General features: G+C 59.4%; 15 protein-coding genes. 4 read left to right on the forward strand and 11 right to left on the reverse strand.

The window, feature by feature from the left end; genetic code table 11:
- Positions 1-7: 7 nt before the first annotated feature.
- The 8 genes from R2A130_RS05940 to rpmH all read right to left on the reverse strand — a co-directional run bounded on the left by R2A130_RS05940 (position 8) and on the right by rpmH (position 10824).
- Positions 8-769 (reverse strand): nucleotidyltransferase family protein, encoded by a 762-nt coding sequence (locus tag R2A130_RS05940; protein ID WP_040305212.1) that lies wholly within the window; start codon positions 767-769, stop codon positions 8-10.
- A gap of 90 nt (positions 770-859) precedes the next feature.
- The gene (gene tsaE / locus R2A130_RS05945) at positions 860-2368 is read right to left on the reverse strand and encodes a tRNA (adenosine(37)-N6)-threonylcarbamoyltransferase complex ATPase subunit type 1 TsaE (protein ID WP_009464053.1); all 1509 of its coding nucleotides are present in this window, start codon (positions 2366-2368) and stop codon (positions 860-862) included.
- Positions 2369-2379: 11 nt separating this feature from the next.
- On the reverse strand, positions 2380-4980 hold the full coding sequence (locus R2A130_RS05950) for a PAS domain-containing sensor histidine kinase (protein ID WP_009464054.1): 2601 nt from the start codon (positions 4978-4980) through the stop codon (positions 2380-2382).
- A 351-nt stretch (positions 4981-5331) separates the two neighbouring features.
- On the reverse strand, positions 5332-6723 hold the full coding sequence (gene ahcY, locus R2A130_RS05955) for an adenosylhomocysteinase (RefSeq protein WP_009464055.1): 1392 nt from the start codon (positions 6721-6723) through the stop codon (positions 5332-5334).
- A gap of 196 nt (positions 6724-6919) precedes the next feature.
- Positions 6920-8095, reverse strand: coding sequence for a DUF3095 domain-containing protein (locus R2A130_RS05960; protein WP_009464056.1), 1176 nt, complete (start codon positions 8093-8095; stop codon positions 6920-6922).
- A 100-nt stretch (positions 8096-8195) separates the two neighbouring features.
- The gene (yidC, locus tag R2A130_RS05965) at positions 8196-10034 is read right to left on the reverse strand and encodes a membrane protein insertase YidC (RefSeq protein WP_009464057.1); all 1839 of its coding nucleotides are present in this window, start codon (positions 10032-10034) and stop codon (positions 8196-8198) included.
- A 94-nt stretch (positions 10035-10128) separates the two neighbouring features.
- A complete protein-coding gene (gene rnpA / locus R2A130_RS05970) occupies positions 10129-10647 on the reverse strand; it encodes a ribonuclease P protein component (protein ID WP_009464058.1) in 519 nt (172 codons plus the stop codon).
- A gap of 42 nt (positions 10648-10689) precedes the next feature.
- The gene (gene rpmH / locus R2A130_RS05975; RefSeq protein WP_009464059.1) at positions 10690-10824 is read right to left on the reverse strand and encodes a 50S ribosomal protein L34; all 135 of its coding nucleotides are present in this window, start codon (positions 10822-10824) and stop codon (positions 10690-10692) included.
- Positions 10825-11100: 276 nt separating this feature from the next.
- On the opposite strand from rpmH, the gene R2A130_RS05980 reads away from it, so the two are divergent.
- Complete coding sequence (locus R2A130_RS05980; protein ID WP_009464060.1) at positions 11101-12555, forward strand: NAD(P)/FAD-dependent oxidoreductase; 1455 nt, start codon at positions 11101-11103, stop codon at positions 12553-12555.
- An 18-nt stretch (positions 12556-12573) separates the two neighbouring features.
- Positions 12574-14052: a HAMP domain-containing sensor histidine kinase gene (locus tag R2A130_RS05985; RefSeq protein WP_009464061.1), complete on the forward strand. Its 1479-nt coding sequence runs from the start codon at positions 12574-12576 to the stop codon at positions 14050-14052.
- 4 nt (positions 14053-14056) lie between these two features.
- Here R2A130_RS05985 and R2A130_RS05990 read toward each other — a convergent pair whose 3' ends face one another.
- Positions 14057-14794, reverse strand: a complete 738-nt coding sequence (locus R2A130_RS05990) for a hypothetical protein (RefSeq protein WP_198008641.1) — start codon at positions 14792-14794, stop codon at positions 14057-14059.
- 38 nt (positions 14795-14832) lie between these two features.
- On the opposite strand from R2A130_RS05990, the gene R2A130_RS05995 reads away from it, so the two are divergent.
- Together R2A130_RS05995 and pdeM are read left to right on the forward strand one after the other, a co-directional pair.
- The gene (locus R2A130_RS05995) at positions 14833-17403 is read left to right on the forward strand and encodes a ligase-associated DNA damage response DEXH box helicase (RefSeq protein ID WP_009464063.1); all 2571 of its coding nucleotides are present in this window, start codon (positions 14833-14835) and stop codon (positions 17401-17403) included.
- Positions 17404-17457: 54 nt separating this feature from the next.
- The gene (gene pdeM / locus R2A130_RS06000) at positions 17458-18315 is read left to right on the forward strand and encodes a ligase-associated DNA damage response endonuclease PdeM (RefSeq protein WP_009464064.1); all 858 of its coding nucleotides are present in this window, start codon (positions 17458-17460) and stop codon (positions 18313-18315) included.
- Here pdeM and R2A130_RS06005 read toward each other — a convergent pair.
- Both R2A130_RS06005 and deoA read right to left on the reverse strand, forming a co-directional pair.
- Complete coding sequence (locus tag R2A130_RS06005; RefSeq protein ID WP_009464065.1) at positions 18312-18968, reverse strand: hypothetical protein; 657 nt, start codon at positions 18966-18968, stop codon at positions 18312-18314. The two genes, pdeM and R2A130_RS06005, sit on opposite strands and share 4 nt — an antisense overlap.
- Positions 18958-20289, reverse strand: coding sequence for a thymidine phosphorylase (deoA, locus tag R2A130_RS06010; RefSeq protein WP_009464066.1), 1332 nt, complete (start codon positions 20287-20289; stop codon positions 18958-18960). Before deoA ends, R2A130_RS06005 begins: the two co-directional genes overlap by 11 nt.
- Between the last annotated feature and the right edge of the window lie 28 nt (positions 20290-20317).

Genomic DNA, 20317 nt, shown 5'->3' on the forward strand with positions numbered 1-20317 from the left:
GGCTCTGTCAGGCAATCGGTGCGGGTAAGCTGCCGAATTCGGTCATAGCCGCTTCCGATTCACCGATAGCTTCCGGCGTACCGACATGCAGCCACAGCCCATCCAGAACGCAACCGAACAAACGACCTTCTGCAATCGCGGCGTCAAACAACTTGTTCAGCGAGAACACTTTAGCAGGCTCTGATGCAAAGAGTGCAGGACGAGCGAGGATCGCACCGGCATAAACAAACTCCGCACTGTCAGCATCACCACGTCGGGTAAGCTGGCCACCATCGGCCATATGGAAATCGCCCTTGCCATCAAAGCCGACTGCGTCTTCGTGGCGGGCCAGAAGAAGGACCATGTCCATGGCTTGATCGTCCCACATGCCGGCCATAGCTGGGAGGCTCTGCTGTTTACCATCGCACCAGAACGAATCCGCGTTGAGGATGAAACACGGATGATCGGGGAAGTCTTCGACCGCTTGTTTTACACCACCGCCAGAGTCGAGAAGTTCGGCTCGCTCATCGGATATGGAAACGGTAATGTCGCCCCGGCTTGCTACGTGATCCTCGATCTGTTGCGCGAGGTAATGAACGTTGATGGCGACGTGGGAAACGCCTGCCGTCACTAACCCGTCCACCGCATGGTCCAGCAGGGTACTTCCGCCGACTTCGACCAGTGGCTTCGGTTTCAACAGAGTGAGCGGGCGCATTCGCGTACCGAGGCCGGCCGCAAGAACCATGGCGTGGCTCACCTTCAGATCGCCCTGTTGAGATTTGTCCACCATTGCCGCTCCGCCCTGTTCGGCCATCGGCCTGCTGTGGTCAGCAGGGTTTCACGTTTGCCGGACAGCTTCAACGATTCGATGAAGCCAGAGTTAGACTTTGAAATTCGCGACGTCACGCAGGAAGACGCGATAGTCCGCCAACACCGGATGTTGTAGGCTGCGGGCAAGATAGTCCTCCATCCGGGGCAGATGGGCTAGATAGGCAGGCTTCCCGTCCCGCTCGTCAAGCCTGACAAAAATGCCAACAATTTTGCTGGCGCGCTGGGCGGCCATAATCGCATAAGCCTTATCGAATGCCGTGCGGTCCAACGTCGATCTTGCAGCACAGTAGTGCTCGATGATCACCTGCTCCAATTCGGGCGAGAGATCGACTCTGGCATCCTGCGCCAGTGATGCGACGTCGTAGGCAGACGGCCCCCAGAGCGCATCCTGAAAATCGATGATACCGATGCGGTCCGTGCCACTTTCACCATCGCGCCAGATGATGTTGGGGGAGTGGTAGTCGCGCAATATGAGGCTGTGTTCAGCTTCGGAAAGCTCGGCAATGAGAGCGTCCCATATGACTGTGAAATCTTCACGCTCTTGCTCGTTCATACCGTTTCCGCGCTGGCGGGGCAGGAACCAATCGGACAGAAGTTCAACCTCGATCATCATTGCATCACGATCGTAGGGCGGCAGATGATATGTCGCGCCATCGGGCAGCGATACATCGCGGAGCCATTCACGCTCATGCATCGCAGCCAGCGTTTCAGCAGCTGCGAGATAGCGTTCTGAAATAGGCTGACGGTCCGCGTCAATAATGACGCCGCGACCCAAGTCTTCCAGCAGGATAAGGCCGGAGGTCAGGTCCGCTGACAAAATTGCGGGCGCGGCCAAACCGGCATCGGACAACAGTTCGCCTACACCGTAAAATTCAGCACATCCTTCAGCCAGTCGGGCGGTCGCGCTGTAGGGGCGGCCAGCGCCTGTGCCGGAATTCAGCGGAGCCCCATCCGGACGACCGGGATCATTCATCAAGATGAGCGCGTCTGCATCTTCGGGATGAATGCGTTCGTAGGATCGTGCAGATGCATCTGCATCCAACACGCTGCGACGGCTTTCGGCGTGGCCTATGCCGTCAAGAAAAGCGCGGATGCCGAGACTGCGTTCCAGACGTTCAAGTGCTGCGGTATCACCGCTAATGGTCAGCGTACGGGCATCGTCCGTCTCAACTGCAATATCGATTTTCAACGATGGTTGGCCTATCAAGCCTTCGGCTCTATCCGGCCATTCCACCAGAACCGCTCCGTAAGCAAGCGTATCCTCCAAACCCAATTCTTCGACCTCGGAGGGATCAGCGATCCGATAGAGATCGGCGTGGGCAAGTGTGCCAAAGGGCAAGTCGGAATAGGTCTGCACCAGCGTGAAGGTTGGGCTGGGAACTTCGAGATGATCGTCACCACTGGCGGCGCGAATAGTTGCGCGGGCGAGAGCCGTTTTGCCTGCGCCAAGATCGCCACGCAGCCACACCATGTCGCCAGCCCGCAGCGCCATGGCAAGCGTTTCACCGAAGCGAATGGTGGCGGCTTCGTCGCTCAGCCGGAGTTGAAGTGATGCCACAGGTGCCTGCCTTACTCGGCGGCGGACAGCATGGGCTGCGATGCTTCTGCATCGTGGCGGATAGGCAGACGGCAGATAAACGTCGCTCCCTCTTCCACCGCGCTGTCCAGTTCCAGCGCACCGCCATGTAAGCCGCACAGTGCCTTGGCAACAGCAAGACCGAGACCGGCGCCGCGCTTATGGGAACGCACCGCACTGGAGGAAAAGCGTTCGAAGATCGTGTCGCGGATTTCAGCTGGAATACCAGGCCCTTCATCAGCGATGCGGATTACCACATCATCGCCGCTCGTCACGCCATCGAGGCGAATGGTGCCACCTTTTGGCGAGAAACGGCTGGCGTTTTGCAACAAATTGCCGAGGATTTTTTGAATCTGATCGCTGTCACCGACGAAACGTGTGTCGTCTTCGACATTGATTTCCAGTGCGAGTCCGCGGTCCTTCAGAGCTGGCATGACGGCGGATCGTGCAGCTTCCAGTGTGTCGGCAAGATCGAGTTGTTCAAGATCGAGTTCCAACGCACCTGCGTCCATTGTAGCAAGGTCCAGCAGATTATCGACCAGCGTGTGCAGGACGCCGGATGAGCTGGCGATGTGATCGATATATTCAGCCTGCTTTTCGTTCAGCGGGCCGAAAGCGCCACCTTGCAGGATTTCAGCAAAGCCTTTGATGTTGGTTAGCGGCGCCCGGAATTCGTAGGACACGTGTTCAAGGAATTCGTTCTTCAAACGCTGCGCAGCCTCCAGTGCTTCATTGCGTTCGAGCAGGGTCTGCTCGAGGCTGACGGAGTCGGACACATCGGCAAATGATAACAGTGTCTGGCCGTTGGGTAGTGGCACCAGTGCATAGTCGAGCACGCGGTCTTCCATAAGATGCAAGCGACCATCGATCGTATCGCGAGAGTCCGTTACGCCGGTTACGCCTGTGACGAGTTCATCCCAGACCATGGCGCTTTCCGCCTGTCCCGGCTCGTCAACGGTTCCATCTTCGGCAAGCTTTTCGCCGCAATAACGGGCGACTTCTGCGATGGGTGTGTCAGCAGCCACCTGTTCATCTTCAAGATGCCACAGCTCCTGCAGCGCAGGGTTGGACAGTTTCAAGCGGCCATCAGAGGCGAACACGGCGATGGCTTCGCCCAGATGGTCCAGCGTTTCGCCCTGCACCTGCGTCATGGCGATGTAGCGGCTTTCCATTTCCAACTGCTCGGTGATGTTTTCAAACACCCACGTTACGCCACCTTGGCGATGCGGGTTGGCGATCACGCGCAGCGAGCGGCCATCGGGCAAATGCCAGAAATGTTCGGCTGGCTCGGTCGCGTGGTGGACGGCCAGCAATTCGCCGCGCCATTTCGCCCAATCCGGCTGATTTGCGATACGGTCACTGTCGCGGAGTTCGTTGAAGAAAGCGGCATTGGAGGGCGCACTGTCGAGGAAACCGGGGGCCAGCGCCCAAAGATCAGCAAGCGCCTGATTATGGAAAGCGAGCTTTTGACCGGCATCAAAAATAGCAACGGCGGTGGCCAGTTGATCGAGCGTTTGCGCGTGGCCTTGCAACGTACGACGCAGATCGGATTGCACCTGTTCCACTTCGCTCATATCGACGGCAAGCCCCGCCTGTCCGCCATCGTGTTCGATAACGGTCACGTCGACGGTTCGGCGGTCTCCGGCCATCGTTGCGTGCAATCGTTTCTGGAAGGTTGTTCGGGCTGCCGCATTGCCGTCTGCATCGTGTGCGCCATGCAACTGCTCGCTAACGCGGTTGCGGTCACCGGCATCCAATAGGTGCTGATTGCTTGCCACAGCTTGTGCAAGGTCGGCGGTGTCGATGGACTTTACGTATGCAGGATTGGCCCAGGTCAGCCCCTCTTCGCGGTCACGCAGCCATACCGGCATCGGCACAGCTTCCAACAAGGTGCGCATGGTGTCGGTAGTGGCCATCAGGCTGGTATATTGGGATTCCAGCAAGGCAAGTGCCGCACGGTCACCGGTGAGCGACAGAAAGCGGACGAAGGCGTGGGAACCGAAGGCGCGGCCCTGCGCTTCAAGAATATTGCCGTTGCGCGTTTCGATTGGCATCTCGAAAGCTTCTGCAGAACTGCGTAGGCGTTGTATTGCATGGTCGAAACTTTGCGCCGAATTGGGTGCCATCCACGTGCCGAAGGCAACAAAATCTGCGGACTCAGACGGCGTACCGCTAGTGGATACGAGGGCACCACGACATGTCGGCGGATTTTCCTCGCCATCCCAAACAACGACCCGTTGGTCCGGCGCATCCAGCAAAGCTTCGGCCCGTTCGTGGCGGGCTTTTAGATCGGCCAGTTCAAGACTGAGCATTCGGTGGCTGTCGTCCAGCGCACGACGTTCGCGGATCAGCCAGGTGGCCGACCACATAGCGAAGGAAAATGCACCAACGAAAAAGACGAAGACCAAACCGTTTCCTGCGATTCCGGCATCGGGCAGCAGGGCTTCTATAGAGGCGAGTTGTGCAGATGCAGGCGTTGTAACGAAAAAGGCCGCTGCCAACGCGACGCCGGAAGCGAGCCGTTCGGTCAGTTTTCGCAGAACAGATTTATGACGTTTGGCGGAATTGGAGTCACTTGTGTTTTCGCTTTTCATCAGCCCATCCGCCTCACACGGTTGGTGAATTGGTCGACGCTTCCCCACGCAAACACCTTCACACGGGCCGAACACGCTACACGTGACCCTCTATCGATCTATTCTTCCACCCCAACGCTACCGCTTCGGCGATTCGGTTCACGATAACGGAAGCCGGAATCCGGTGCGAGGGTGAATGTGGGTGGACGTGGTTAATGAGGGGTTAATTACGCGCTGAAACAAAGAAAGGCCCGAACATTTCTGTCCGGGCCTTTCTTTATGTTCACGCCCATTGTGCTGAGCAGGCGCGGGCTTTCGCCCGGCTCGCTCTTCGCTCGCTAGCACCATCTGATGGAGCAACGAGCATTTGCTTTAGTAGCGGTAATGCTCGGGCTTGAACGGGCCTTCGACCTTCACGCCGATATAGTCGGCCTGATCCTTGGCAAGCTCGGTGAGCTTCACGCCGATTTTCTCAAGGTGCAAACGGGCGACCTTTTCGTCCAGATGCTTGGGCAGGATGTAGACTTTGTTTTCGTACTGGTCGCCGCGCATCCAAAGTTCCATCTGCGCCAACACCTGGTTGGTGAAGGAAGCAGACATCACGAATGACGGGTGGCCCGTGCCGTTGCCGAGGTTCAGCAGGCGGCCTTGGGACAGAAGGATCATGCGGTTGCCGGATGGCATTTCGTACATGTCGACCTGATCTTTGATGTTGGTCATCTTCAGGTTGCGCAGGTTTGCGACCTGAATTTCGTTGTCGAAGTGACCGATGTTACCAACGATGGCCATGTCCTTCATCTCACGCATATGTTCGATGCGGATGATGTCTTTGTTGCCGGTGGTGGTGATGAAGATATCGGCGTCTTTCAACGTATCTTCCAGCGTGGTGACTTCGAAGCCGTCCATTGCGGCCTGCAGTGCGCAGATCGGGTCGATTTCTGTCACCTTCACGCGGGCGCCAGCGCCCTGCAGGGAAGCGGCAGAGCCTTTACCCACATCGCCATAGCCACAAACGACTGCGGTCTTACCGGCCATCATGGTGTCGGTGGCGCGGCGGATGCCATCGACCAGCGATTCTTTACAGCCATATTTGTTGTCGAATTTCGACTTGGTGACCGAGTCATTCACGTTGATCGCTGGGAAAGGCAGCTGCCCTTCTTCGACCAGCTGATAGAGACGGTGAACACCGGTGGTGGTTTCTTCCGAAACGCCCACGATCTGGTCACGCATTTTGGTGAACCAGCCCGGGCTGGCTTCCATGCGCTTGGCGATCTGCACCTTGATAGCTTCTTCTTCTTCCGACTCAGGCACCGGAATAATGTCTTCACCGGCTTCAGCGCGGGCACCCAACAGGATGTAGAGCGTGGCGTCGCCGCCATCGTCGAGGATCAGGTTCGGGCCGTCTTCAAACAGGAAGGACTTGTCGAGGTAGTCCCAATGCTCGGTCAGGGTCTGGCCCTTGATCGCGAAGACCGGCGTGCCACCGGCAGCGATTGCTGCGGCTGCGTGGTCTTGCGTGGAATAGATGTTGCACGAAGCCCAGCGCACGTCGGCACCGAGTTCGTTTAGCGTTTCGATCAGCACTGCGGTCTGGATCGTCATGTGCAGCGAACCAACGATGCGTGCGCCTTTAAGCGGCTTGGATTCACCAAACTCTTCGCGCAGAGCCATCAGGCCCGGCATTTCGGTTTCGGCGATGTCGAGTTCCTTGCGGCCGAATTCGGCGAGTGCAATGTCTTTGACGATATAGTCATGTTCGGCCATCTGGCTGGGTCCTTCTTGCGTATCAATGATGCAAAGCAAAGGCGGACGCGGGCGGATTGCCGGCGCAAGATAAGTTTAAGCCTTGGCTGTCTCGCAGCGCCTTTATCAGGTGCTGGCACCACCTGCAATGCGGTGAACGCGGGTCAGCCCTGCGACCATAGAGCATGGTTTACGGCCAAGCTTACAGGAGAGGCGTCTAAGCGGCGGGCGCAGTTGCCGCGATAGCGTCCTTCAGGCGTTTGGCCGCCAGCGCGTAACCACCTGCGGCACCGTCAACGAAATGCACGTGGTCGTCGCGCATGATGGACGGCACGATGCAGGTCATCACAGCGCTGTCCTGTGTAGCTGTGCCAAACTGGATGAGGCCTGCAAACCGTCCGCGTTCCAGCGCCAGTTCCAATTGTTGTTGCACAGCTGCGCTGCAAGCGATGGTCATCTTCAAGCCGTCTTCCAGCTTGCGGAAGTCGGCATTTCGACCGGTGGTCTGGGTGTAGTGGTTCGCATCGAAACCGCCGACCTTCCAGCCCGTCTTGAAGAAGACAAGCGCGATCAACGTTTCAAACCAAAGCTGCGCCTTACGCTTCCACAGCGGCGCGAGGCCGTGGGTCGCGCGGGCTTCCAGTTCCAAACCTTCCGGCCCCCATTGGAAACCCGGACCTTCCTGCGGCACGGGATGGCCGTTGCGGTCCAACTGATCGGTGATGGCAATCACCTCCCGAAAAAGCTTCTGCAAAGCCACCGGATCGGCGTTTGTTACAGGCTGAACGACCACAGAAAGAACCACACCGTTGCGCGCAACCATAGGCGTCCAACGACAGGACAGACCGGTCAGATTGGGCAACTCACCTTCAGGCGCAATCGGCACGTCGAACTGTCCGACCTTCATCTGCTCGTCGGCAAAACGTACTCCACCACCAGCGAACATGGCGTAATCGAGTTCATCTGAAATTTTGTAGCGGGCAACACGCACATCGTGCCCTGCGGCGCGAATTGCGGAGACTGGAACCATGGCGGCGCGCAGTTCGAAACCGAACTCGTCTTTGGCCCAACGGCGGACTTGCGCCAGCGCTTCCTGCGCCCGTTCACGGCTTGCATCGGGCATAGCAAAACTCGCGCCATCACCGCCGAAGACAAAAGGAAACTCTCCCGTTCCAGGTTCAGCTTCCTCGCCCACAGCGTTCATCTGGGCAGAGATAACGGCTGCACCGATTGTGTTGACGGTTTTGTAAAAACCACGGGCAATATGGCCGGTGGAATCGACTATATCGGCAACGCCCACAAACCATTCGTCAGGGAGAGGCGCATAACCGTCTCCCGATGTGAGAACGTCGAAATCCGATATGCGCGGCAGGCCAGCGTAGAAATTGGTCATTTGCATCCTTTCTCCGAAGCAACGTGCATCGAAGGGGAATGGTTCTCAACCAACCACGGTTTGTCATTCCCGCGATGGCGGGAATGACTGGCTTTATCGCTTAACTCTCAGCGTCAGTCTTCTTACTGAAGATGCCCTTCAGATTGTCCCACAGCTCAATCTTGGCGCCTTGGCGCTTCATGATGAGGCCCTGCTGGATGATCGACAGAAAGTTGTTCCACGCCCAGTAGATCACCAGACCGGCGGGGAATGTTGCCAACATGAAGGTGAAGACGACGGGCAGCCATTTGAAGATCATAGCCTGTGTCGGGTCCGGCGGAGCGGGGTTCATCTGCATCTGCACGAACATGGTGATGCCCATGAGAAGCGGCCAAACACCGATCATCAGGAACAGCGGCACCTCGAAGGGCAGCAGGCCGAACAGGTTGAAAATCGACGTGGGGTCAGGTGCGGACAGATCCTGAATCCAGCCAAAGAACGGCGCATGGCGCATTTCGATGGTGACATAGATGACTTTGTAGATGGCGAAGAAGACCGGAATCTGGATCAACACCGGCCAACACCCGGCAGCCGGATTGATCTTCTCTTCCTTGTACAACTTCATCATGGCCGCTTGTTGGGCCTTGGCGTCATCCTTGTGCTGCTCGCGGATCGCCGTCATTTGCGGCTGAACCTTCTTCATGTTGGCCATGGATGCATAGGATTTGTTGGCCAGCGGGAAGAAAACCGCCTTCACCAGAACCGTGACCACAAGGATCGCGACACCGAAGTTACCGATAAGGTGATAGACCCAGTTCATCAGCAGGAACAGCGGCTTTGTCAGCCAGTAGAACCAGCCCCAGTCGATGATCTTGTCGAACAGCGGAATTTCGAGATTTTCCGCATAGGCGTCGATGATGTCGACCTTCTTGGCACCAGCGAAAAAACGCGTGGTGACGCCCTGTTCCTGTCCGTTGGGAATGGACAAGGCGGAGGCCAGATAGTCGCTCTGGTAGAACGGCGTGCCTGCAGAATAATAGTTGTAGTGCGCGGTGAAGGTGCCACCGTCTTTGGTCTGCGGGATTAGCGCGGTGGCCCAATATTTATCGGTAATGCCCAACCAACCGGAAGATGCCGGTTCCTTGGTGATGCGCTTGTCGTCTTCGATATCGCCATAATCGACCTCATCGAGACCCTGTTCACCGACCGACCCAATCAGGCCTTCGTGCAGAACGTAGATACCAGCGGTTTCCGGCTTGCCGTAACGTGCAATGCGGCCATAGGGGCGCAGGGAAACGTCTGTACCGGACTCGTTCTTCACCCGCTGTTCGATGGTGAACATATAGTCGTCATCCATCGCGATGGTGCGCGTGAAGGTGAGGCCCTTGTCGTTGACATATTGCAGCGAGATCGAAGTTTCAGGCGTCAGACGCTCACCAGCAGCAAGTTGCCAGATCGTGCTCGGTCCAGGAAGCTGACCGGCGGCTTCGTTGGGCGAATAGCCAAATTCTGCGAAATAGGCATCGGGATTTCCAGCAGGCGTTAGCAGTTGGATGTTCGGGCTCGTGTCATCAACTGTCTCGCGGTAATCGAGCAGGCGAAGGTCATCGATGCGACCGCCCTGCAAGTTGACCGAACCTTCCAGACGCGGTGAAGCCAGCGGCACGCGGCCTGCAGATGATTGCGCTGAAGCAGCAGGTGCGGCACCGGGAACAGCGCCATCGCCAGAGGTTGCCTGACCAGCGGGCACGCCAGCACCAGCTTCGGCACCCGTTTGCGGTGCGGTGGTTGCGCCGGGCACGCTTTCGGCTTCAGCAGTGCGGGCCTCTTCGACCTTCTGCTGCGCTTCTATTGCGGCGCGCTCAGCTTCCATACGCGGATTGATGACCAGCGCCTGCCAGGCAAACACGACGCCGAGCGACAAAACTGCGGCCAAAATGAAATTACGTTGATTGTCCATGAAGAACGACCTGCTCCCGAAACGGTCTGGAGATGTGGTGCAGCATATGGGGACCAGTTCGGACCCGTGCCACTTTAGCTTGGGATGGCCCGCTTTACGTGCGCCCTGCCCCTGTTGCCGCGCCCTTGCGCGCACGGCCTTCGTCGCGGCGGGTTTTGCCCCGTGGCGCAGGGTTTTGCAACCGTGCCACTTCTCTCAAGAGTGCCTTTGCTAAACCTTGTGTCATCTGCGCCGTCAAAGTTTGAAATGGCGCACCCAATGCAGGCTCGTTTGCCATGAAGACGGCATCGTAACCGGCAAGGCTTTCCGGAACGGTAATTTCGGCGCTTGCGGCCCTCAGGCGGCGCTTGATGCGGTTGCGAACGACCGCGTTGCCGATCTTTTTCGTGACCGTAAAACCCACCCGGAAATGGTGCAGTTTCTCGCCCGGCCCCAAAAGCTCGTCCGGCTTGCGCTTTCGCAACTGGATGCCAAAAGCATCACGGCTGACGCGAGAGCCTTTGCGGCAGGCCACGAAATCGGCACGGCGTTTCATGCGCACGGTTTGTACTTTGGACATGCCAAAGGGGGCCGCAGTACCATCACCGCTTCCCCCATCGAATTCATCGATCATAATGATTGCTCCCGCGAAGAATCGCAGGCAGCCGGTCCGAAGTTAAGCGGACAACTTCTTGCGGCCATGGGCGCGACGGCGTGCGATAACGCGACGGCCACCGGGTGTTGCCATGCGCGAACGGTAACCGTGGCGGCGTTTGCGGACGAGTCTGCTGGGTTGGTAGGTGCGTTTCATGACACTTGCGTCGGCTGGATGCCGACCCTCTTTGTAAATCGTCTATTCAAAATGCGAAGTCGCGCGTGGCATCTCCACCGGTGCGGAAAGCTGCGCTCAGCGTTTGCTATAGCAGTGGAATGCAGCAAGTCAACGAAGCTGGCCGGTAAATCCACGTGACCGCTAACGAGAAGTTGAAAGCCGGTGAAGTTTCTCAACGCCCGCAACAACTTGCTCACGCCTTACGATGATGGTCAAACCGCGTTGAAACAATAGCATCCGACCGGACACATCATCATGGCCAAGACCCTCACTCCCGATATCTGCGTCATCGGCGGTGGTTCCGGCGGTCTTGTCGTCGCATCTGCTGCGGCTTCCTTCGGGGTCGAGGTGGTGTTGATCGAGAAAGGCCTGATGGGGGGCGACTGCCTGAATTACGGTTGCGTACCGTCCAAAGCGATGATCGCGGCAGGCAAACACGCGCAATCCATGCGCGAAGCTCCCGATTTCGGCGTGCTACCGCCATCCGGCAAGGTGCCGAAGGCGGGTCTGCAGCCAAAATTCGATTTCCAGAAAATCCATGACCATGTGCGCGGTGTCATCGACACGATTGCACCGATGGATTCGGTCGAGCGCTTCGAAAGTCTTGGCGTGACCGTCATCAAGGACCACGCCCGCTTTGAAGATAAGAAGACCGTGGTTGCCGACGACACCACCATCAAGGCGCGCCGCATCGTGGTCGCCACCGGCTCTGCTGCTTTCGTGCCGCCCATCCCCGGCCTGGACACGGTGAAGTATGAGACGAACGAGACCTTGTTCGAGCGCACCGAAGCGCCCGGGCATTTCATCGTCATCGGTGGCGGCCCCATCGGCATGGAAATGGCGCAGGCCCATCGTCGTCTCGGCGCTGAGGTGACGGTGATCGAGGGCGTAAAGGCGCTCAACAATGATGATCCTGAATGTGCGGCCATCGTGCTGGAAAAAATCCGCAAGGAGGGTGTGAACATTCTGGAAGGCACCAAGGTCACCAGTGTGGTGAAACTCGCGGGCAACCGCGTGAAGGTGAATGTGGAAAGTGACGAGGGCTCCTCATCAATCGAGGGCGACACACTTCTGGTCGCCACAGGCCGTGCTGCCACTGTAGACGGGCTGGACCTCGAGAAAGCGGGCATCGAATACTCTCGCAAGGGCATCAAGGTGAATGACAAGATGCGGACCACGAACAGCCGCGTTTACGCCATCGGCGACGTGGCCGGCGGCCTGCAATTCACACATGTTGCGGGCTATCAGGCCGGTCTGGTGATCCGCTCCATCCTGTTCCGCCTACCCGCTAAACAAGACACCCGCATCATTCCGTGGTGCACCTATACAGACCCCGAACTGGCGCAAGTCGGCCTGACCGAGGCACAAGCGCGGGAAAAGATCGGCGACATCACCGTGCTGCGCTGGCCCTATGCGGAAAACGACCGCGCGCAGGCCGAGCACAAGACGGATGGTCTCATCAAGATCATCACCAACAAGAAGGGTCGTATCGAGGGTGTTACCATCGCTGGTGCCATGGCGGGCGAAATGATGAATATGTGGGCGCTGGCGATTTCTCAGAACCTCACCGTGAAAGACATCGCAGGCTACATCCCGCCCTACCCCACCATGACCGAAATCGGGAAACGCGCGGCCACGACTTTCTACGCCCCCACCACGAAGAAACCGATCGTCCGCAGTGTGGTGGATTTCCTGCGGTCCTTCGGCTGATTGGTGAGCGCGGAGCGCATGGCTTTGACGTCGGACAGTAAAGAAACAGCAGCGGTTGCGTCGAAACAGAGCCGCCCTCCTCGCGGTAGTTTTGCGCGGCTGGTGCGCGGCCTGTCGGGGCGGCTGCTGTGGCTGACCGTCGTGGTCATTATGCTGACGGAAGTTTTCGTCTTCGTGCCGTCCGTCGCCAACTTCCGTCTCAGCTGGTTGGCGGATCATTTCACCACCGGCGAAGCTTCATCGCTGGCGCTGGAAAAATTACCCGGCGACGTCATTCCCGAAGATGTTCGCAAGGCCCTGCTTGAACTCACCCAGACAGAACTCATCGTCGTTCGTTCCGATGGTGCAAGTCGCATTCTGGCCGCCGACGAGATGCCCGGCGACGTGGCGGTAACGGTAGAGGTCGTTGCGCCGGGTCGAGCGCAGGCGGTGGCCTCGATCTTCGAAGCGTTCGACACTTTGATCTTCGGTGGTGACCGGTCGATCCGCGTTGTGGGTGAAATGGCGCAACGTTCCGGCACGCTGGAATTGGTGATGAAGGAGAAGCCCCTGCGCGACGCTATGCTGTCCTATGCGGGCAACGTCCTCCTCATTTCGCTCGCCATTTCCATTGTCACGGGTCTCGTCGTTTTCCTGACACTGCGGGCCATTCTCATCCGCCCACTGCAACGCATGGCCGGTGCGATGGTCACGTTTGCCGATAATCCCGAAGCGCCTGATGCGATGATCGTGCCCAGTGATCGGCACGACGAAATCGGCGTCACGGAAGTGCAGCTTGCCGCCATGCAGAAACAAGTTCGCGGTACGCTGGCCCAACAACGCCACCTCGCCGATCTCGGACTTGCGGTGTCAAAGATCAATCACGACCTCCGTAACATTCTTGCTTCCGCGTCGCTTTTCTCTGAGCGGCTGGAAGACGTGGAAGACCCTCTCGTCCAGCGCCTCGCCCCGCGCCTGCTTCGCACCATCGACCGCGCCGTGGACTACACCAATTCCGTGCTCGCCTACGGCAAAGCGGGCGAGGCTGTACCCATGCGAACGCTGGTGCGGCTCGACCGCCTGACCGCAGATGTACGCGAGACATTGGACCTCGACACCGACGAAGATAGTGCCGTTATTTTCATCGACCACGTACCGCAGGGCTTCGAAGTTCAGGCCGATGCCGAGCAGCTTTTTCGCGTGTTGATGAACCTGTCGCGCAACGCGGTGCAGGCCATGGAGGCCATGGCCGACCCCGCCATCGTGAAGCGCCTCACCATCGCAGCCGAACGCGAAGACGGTGCCACCCGAATCACCTTATCGGACACGGGGCCAGGCATTCCCGCAGACGTCCGCAAAACGCTCTTCGCAGCTTTCAGCAATTCCAACACCTCCGGCGGCACGGGGCTGGGCATGGCTATCGCCGCCGAGTTGATCCGCGCTCATGGCGGCACGATCAAGCTGCTCCAAACCGATGGTTCACCCGGCGCAACCTTCGAAATCACCCTGCCGAACTAAGCGACTACTGCAATCCTACAGCATCTACGATGCCACGTGGACAACCGGCCTTCGTTCGTGGCGCAGATGCGGCCAGCGCACCGATATCCGGCGCATCGCCGATCACGCCTTCGATGCCCAGCGTCAATTCCACAATCAATTCACGACGCCCGTCGCGCTTACACGACATGCGAAGCCGGTCGCCTGTTCCCACGCCAAACGCATCATCGAATGCCGCCCGCACCTGCCGCACCGTCACGCTTCGACCGATGGATCGGGCGAACAGATCGCGCACGGACGAACCGTTGATCGCCGCCATAAGCGCGAGCGAATCGCGGTAGTAGCCCTCGGCATCATCACCGTAACACGTGCCGTGTTTCACCCATTCGTGCCGATGCAGGAACGAGCGCGTTCCGGGCATTTTTTCATACAAACGCTTCCGCATCTCCTCCGACAGACCAAGGCCCGGGAGCTGCTTCCAACGGCGACGCTTATCCGCATCTTGCTGCGCCCGCGACACGCCGCAATAGACGTTGCTGCGCGGTTGCGGCCACAGCCCGTGCAAGGTGAAATGGTCGGCATCGAACCGCCCGGCCCGCTGGCTGCGGCATTCCGGCAGTCGCGCCCGCGCCTCGCAAAAGGCAGGTTGCCACGACATCGCCAGAACCATCGCGCCGGTATGGCGTTGCCCTGATGATGTCACCGCTTCATCCTGACAGGACGCAAGCATCATAACGGCGAATATGAGAACGAGGATACGCATGACCAAAGCCATAGGTGAGCCGGAAGGCACCGTCCATCATGGCTGATCACACGGCCACAACAACCGTGGAAGCAGTGCGCTCCGATGTTGGCGAACCGCTGACCGCGCACCTGCCGGACGTCTTCACGGACTGGTTCGCCGAACGTGGCTGGGCACCCCGCACGCACCAGTTGGAACTCTTGGCCGGTTCACAAGCCGGGCGCTCGTCGCTGCTCATCGCCCCCACCGGCGCGGGCAAGACACTGGCCGGTTTTCTGCCCGCCCTCACCGACCTCGCCCAGCGCCCGAAACGCAAGCCGGGTGAGGCGTATCGCGGAATTCACACGCTCTATATCTCGCCGCTGAAAGCTCTAGCGGTCGACATCAAGCGCAATCTGGAAATGCCCGTAGACGAGATGGATCTGCCCATCAAAATCGAAACCCGCACCGGCGACACGCCATCGTCTCGCCGCCAGCGGCAGAAGCTGAACCCGCCTGACATCATGTTGACGACGCCGGAGCAGTTGGCGCTGCTCATCGCATCCGACGGAGCGGAGCGGTTCTTCGATGGCCTCCGCTACGTCATTTTCGACGAGCTGCATTCGCTGGTCACCAACAAGCGTGGCCATCTGCTTTCGCTCGGGCTGGCGCGGCTGCGGAAGCTGCAACCTGCCGTGCAGACCATCGGCCTGTCGGCCACCGTATCGGAGCCGCTCGCTTTGCAACGCTGGTTGGTGCCGCAGAACCGTGGTGACACGCGCACCGACCACGCCGCTGATCTCATCACCGTTTCCGGCGGTGCGAAGCCGAACATCACCATCCTCGACACCAGCGAACGCCTGCCGTGGTCCGGCCATTCCGCCAAACACGCGGTGGGCGAAATTCTGAAGATGATCGAAGAGCACCGCACCACTCTCATCTTCGTCAACACCCGCAGCCAGGCGGAGTTTCTGTTTCAGTATCTGTGGCACATCAACGACGACAATCTGCCGATTGCGCTGCACCACGGGTCGCTGGAAGTCGGCCAGCGGCGCAAGGTGGAGGCCGCCATGTCGGACAATCTGCTGCGTGCCGTCATCGCCACCTCCACGCTGGACCTCGGCATTGATTGGGGCGATGTCGATCTCGTGGTTCACCTCGGCGCACCAAAGGGTGCCAGCCGGTTGGCCCAGCGCATCGGGCGCTCCAACCACCGCATGGACGAACCGTCCAAGGCCATTCTCGTGCCCGCGAACCGGTTCGAGGTTCTTGAATGCAAGGCCGCGCTGGACGCCAATTATCTTGGCGATCAGGACACGCCACCGCTGCGCCCCGGTGGCCTCGACGTGCTGTGCCAGCACATTCTCGGCATGGCCGTGGCGGGGCCGTTTCAAGAAGACGACCTCTACGCCGAGGTCATCTCTGCCGCGCCCTACGCGGAACTCGACTGGGACACGTTCGACCGCTGCATCCAATATGTCGCCACCGGCGGCTACGCGCTGAAGGCTTATGAGCGGTATGCGAAAATCATACGAACCAGCGACGGCACATGGCGGCTCACCCACCCGCGACTCGCCCAGCAATACCGCATGAATGCCGGGACCATCTACGAACTGCCTGCCATGAATGTTCGCCAGGTTCGGCAGGGCCGCAAGAATGGCCAGCTGCCCGCCGGTCGCGGCGGACGGGTGCTGGGCAAGCTGGACGAATACTTTCTCACCAAACTGGTGCCGGGCAACACGTTCATGTTTTCCGGGCAGGTTTGCCGTTTCGAAGGCTTTCGCGAAAACGAAGCCATCGTCACCAAGACCCAGCACGACAAGCCCATGGTGCCGAGTTACGCGGGGTCGAAATTCCCCTATTCCACCATGCTCGCCTCTTACGTACGCGAGATGATTTCCGACCCGAAAAAATGGCCCGGTCTGCCGCCACAAGTTTCCGACTGGCTGCATATCCAGCGACGCAAATCCATCATTCCCGAACCCGACCAGGTGCTGGTGGAAACCTTTCCACGCGGCGAAAAATTCTATCTCATCACCTACTCCTTCGAAGGCTATCTCGCCCATCAGACGCTCGCGATGCTGCTGACCAAGCGGCTGGAACGGGCCGGTGCAAAACCCACCGGCTACGTCGCCACCGATTACGTCGTCGCCATCTGGGGCTTGGAAGACATGGGCGCGATGATTGCCGATGGTTCGCTCGATCTCGACGACCTCTACGATGAGGACATGTTAGGCGATGATCTGGAGGCGTGGATGAACGACTCCTTCATGCTGAAACGCACCTTCCGCCAATGCGCCATGATCGCCCTGCTGATCGAAAAAAACGCGCCGCAAAAGTCGAAGACAGGACGGCAGATGACGCAATCGTCCGACCTGATCTACGACGTGCTGCGCGAACACGAGCCGGACCACATTCTCCTTCAAGCCACCCGCGAAGACGCTGCCACCGGCCTGCTGGATGTCCGCCGCGTCGGCACGCTGCTGGCCCGCGCGCAGGATCATATCGTCCACAAGAACCTCGACAAGCTGTCCCCCATGGCCGTGCCGATCATGCTGGAAGCAGGCCGCGAACGGGTGGACGGCGCAGCGTCCGAAAGCCTGCTGGTAGAAGCTGCAGAGAACCTGATCGCCGAGGCGATGGAGATTTGATCTCCGTTCCATAGTGCCACAAGCGGCACCAACCGTGTACAAAACCAGCGCGACATGATTCGAGGTATCCGCCTCATTCGCCGCCATCACCCAGTGCAAGCGTCTTTCATTATGGCCGATCATGAGCCGGACCAACCGTCCGCAACACACAACGAAGAAGACGCGCTCATGCAGGCCTCAGACGCTGCCCATCCGGCAGACGACCATCGCAACGATTCCCAATTCGCCGATTTTTCCGGCACCTGCATCCATGCCGTCAACGGCGTGGAACTGGTGGCCGATGCCGATGGCGTGGCCTATTGGCCCGCGACCGACACGCTGCTGGTGGCCGATTTGCACTTGGAAAAAGGCTCCTCCTTCGCCCGACGCGGCCAGCTTCTGCCGCCCTACGACACGATGATTACGCTGCGCCGCCTCGCCGTTTGCCTCGACCGCTGGCAGCCCACCCGCGTCGTCGCACTTGGCGACAGCTTCCACGACAGAGATGCAGCACTGCGCCTTTCCACCGAAGCGAAGGAAACGCTTCTCGGTATGATGCACGACCGGGACTGGACGTGGATAACCGGCAACCACGACCCGTTGCCCCCCGGCGGTCTCGGTGGCACCGTGACCGATGAAATTTCCGATGGCGGTCTTGTGCTGCGCCACGAGCCATTGGTCGATCACAAGCCGGGAGAAATCTCCGGCCACCTTCATCCGCAGGCCCGCATCATCCGCAAGGGCCGCGCTGTCCGCCGCTCCTGTTTCGCCGCCTCGCGCAGCCGTATGATCATGCCCAGCTTCGGCGCTTACACCGGCGGATTGAACGTCTTCGACCGCGCCTTCGACGGCCTGTTCGATGGCCGCAATTTCCACGCGCTGATGCGTGGCGAGAGGCAGGTTTACAGTATCGCCGGCAAGGATTTGGGTTAGAAGGCCACGTCCCCCGTCACCTTCGGCACCACGGGCGCGAGCGCTTCGTGCAACCGCGTTTCCCACTCCTCCCGCGCAGCGCGTTTCTTCGGCACAGGGTTGATGAAATCGAACAGGCTCCACAACGGTTCGATGCCATGGCGCGGCAAGCCGCGGGCGGATTTTATGCCCTTGCGATGCTCGGTCAGTCGTCGCGGAACGGGCTTGCCGGTTGAGCCGACATAGGCGCCGTAGATGCCGTTTTCCGACGAGTAGCCGCCGCGCAGCATAACATAGATATTGGCACCCTTCGCGCCCTGTCCTTCCATGTGGGCATCCAGCAAATCGCGCGGAAACGTTTCGCGCACTTTCGCGCCCGCTTCCTCCAGCCAGATAATCGGCTCCAGATCGTGCTCGGCAAATTTCATCGACGCGGCCATATCGGTGCGGCGGCTTCGCAGCTCGTTCAACGCCAGCGTGGCCAGTTCCAGACCGGGCGGGTTTTGCGATAACCAGCCTCCGATAGCCGCCGTCATTTGTGTGTCGCTCCAGTTGCGAAACGGTTTCGGGTGACTGTAGGCGAGGCCGGGAAATTTCGCGTATTTGCCGACAGCATATTTCGGCAGCAGCGGAATTTCCGCGAAGTTTCCCCTTCGCCTAGTTTTAGGTGGCATGAACCGTCTCGATAATGATCGGATGGTCCGCCACATCCATCGCCGCTGTCAGCGTGTAAGCCGCCTGCACCCGCCGTATCGCTTCTTCTGCGGCAGTTTCCGTGCGGGCATGAACCATCGCCAACGGATCACTGATCGACAGGCTATCGCCCACCAGCGCGAGATCGGTGAGACCGACGGCGGCGTCCACCTTATCCGCCGCACGCACCCGACCGCCACCAAGCGCGACCACGGCCAACCCGACATCGCGGGTTTCCACCGCGCTCACCGTGCCCGCGACAGGCGCTTCGACGGCGCGGATGATCGGCGCGGTTTCGAGATAGACCTCCGGCTTGTCGATGAAGTCCGACGGGCCACCCAGTGCTGTGACCATGCGGGCGAAAATCTCTGCCGCCTTGCCGCTGGAGAAAGCGTCGGTCGCCTTGTCGCGGCCTTCGGCGCTGTCTTTTGCCAAGCCACCCGACACCAGCATCTCGCCAGCCAGCGCCACCGTGACATCCCACAGGCGGTTGTCGACGGAGCGACCGGTGAGGAAGTCCACCGCATTGGTCACCTCGACGGCATTGCCCGCAGCACTGGCCAGCGGCTGGTTCATGTCGGTCAGCACCGCACTGGTTTTCATGCCCGCGCCGTTGGCGACGGCGACGAGCGATTCTGCCAATTCCTGCGCCTTCGCCAAATCCGACATGAAAGCGCCGTTGCCGCATTTCACGTCCAGCACCAACCCGTCGAGACCGGCGGCGAGCTTCTTCGACAGGATGGACGCCGTGATGAGAGGCACGGATTCCACCGTCGCGGTCACATCGCGGATGCCGTAGAAGCGCTTGTCGGCAGGGGCGAGCGCGGCGGTCTGGCCGATGACAGCGCAGCCCACATCTTCCACCACTTTGCGGAACAGCGCGTTGTCCGGCGTCATGGTGTAGCCGGGAATGCTTTCCAGCTTGTCGAGCGTGCCGCCGGTATGGCCGAGGCCGCGACCGGAAATCATCGGCACGTAACCACCACACGCGGCCACCACCGGCGCGAGCATGAGCGAAACATTGTCCCCCACACCGCCGGTGGAATGCTTGTCCAGCACTGGGCCGTTCATACCCGACCAGTCCAGCACATCGCCGGAATCGCGCATGGCGATAGTCAGCGCTACGGCCTCGTCGCGGTTCATACCGTGGAAGAACACGGCCATCGCCAACGCTGCCACCTGACCTTCGGTGACGCTGTCGTCGGTGATGCCCTGCACGAAACGGGCGATATCATCAGTCGCAATCGCCCCGCCGTCGCGTTTGGTGCGGATGACTTCCTGCGGCAAAAACGTGTCGCCCATTTTTCGCTCTCGGTTCTTTTCGTATGAT

Source organism: Ahrensia sp. R2A130 (assembly GCF_000179775.1).
Taxonomy (GTDB): Bacteria; Pseudomonadota; Alphaproteobacteria; order Rhizobiales; family Rhizobiaceae; genus Pseudahrensia.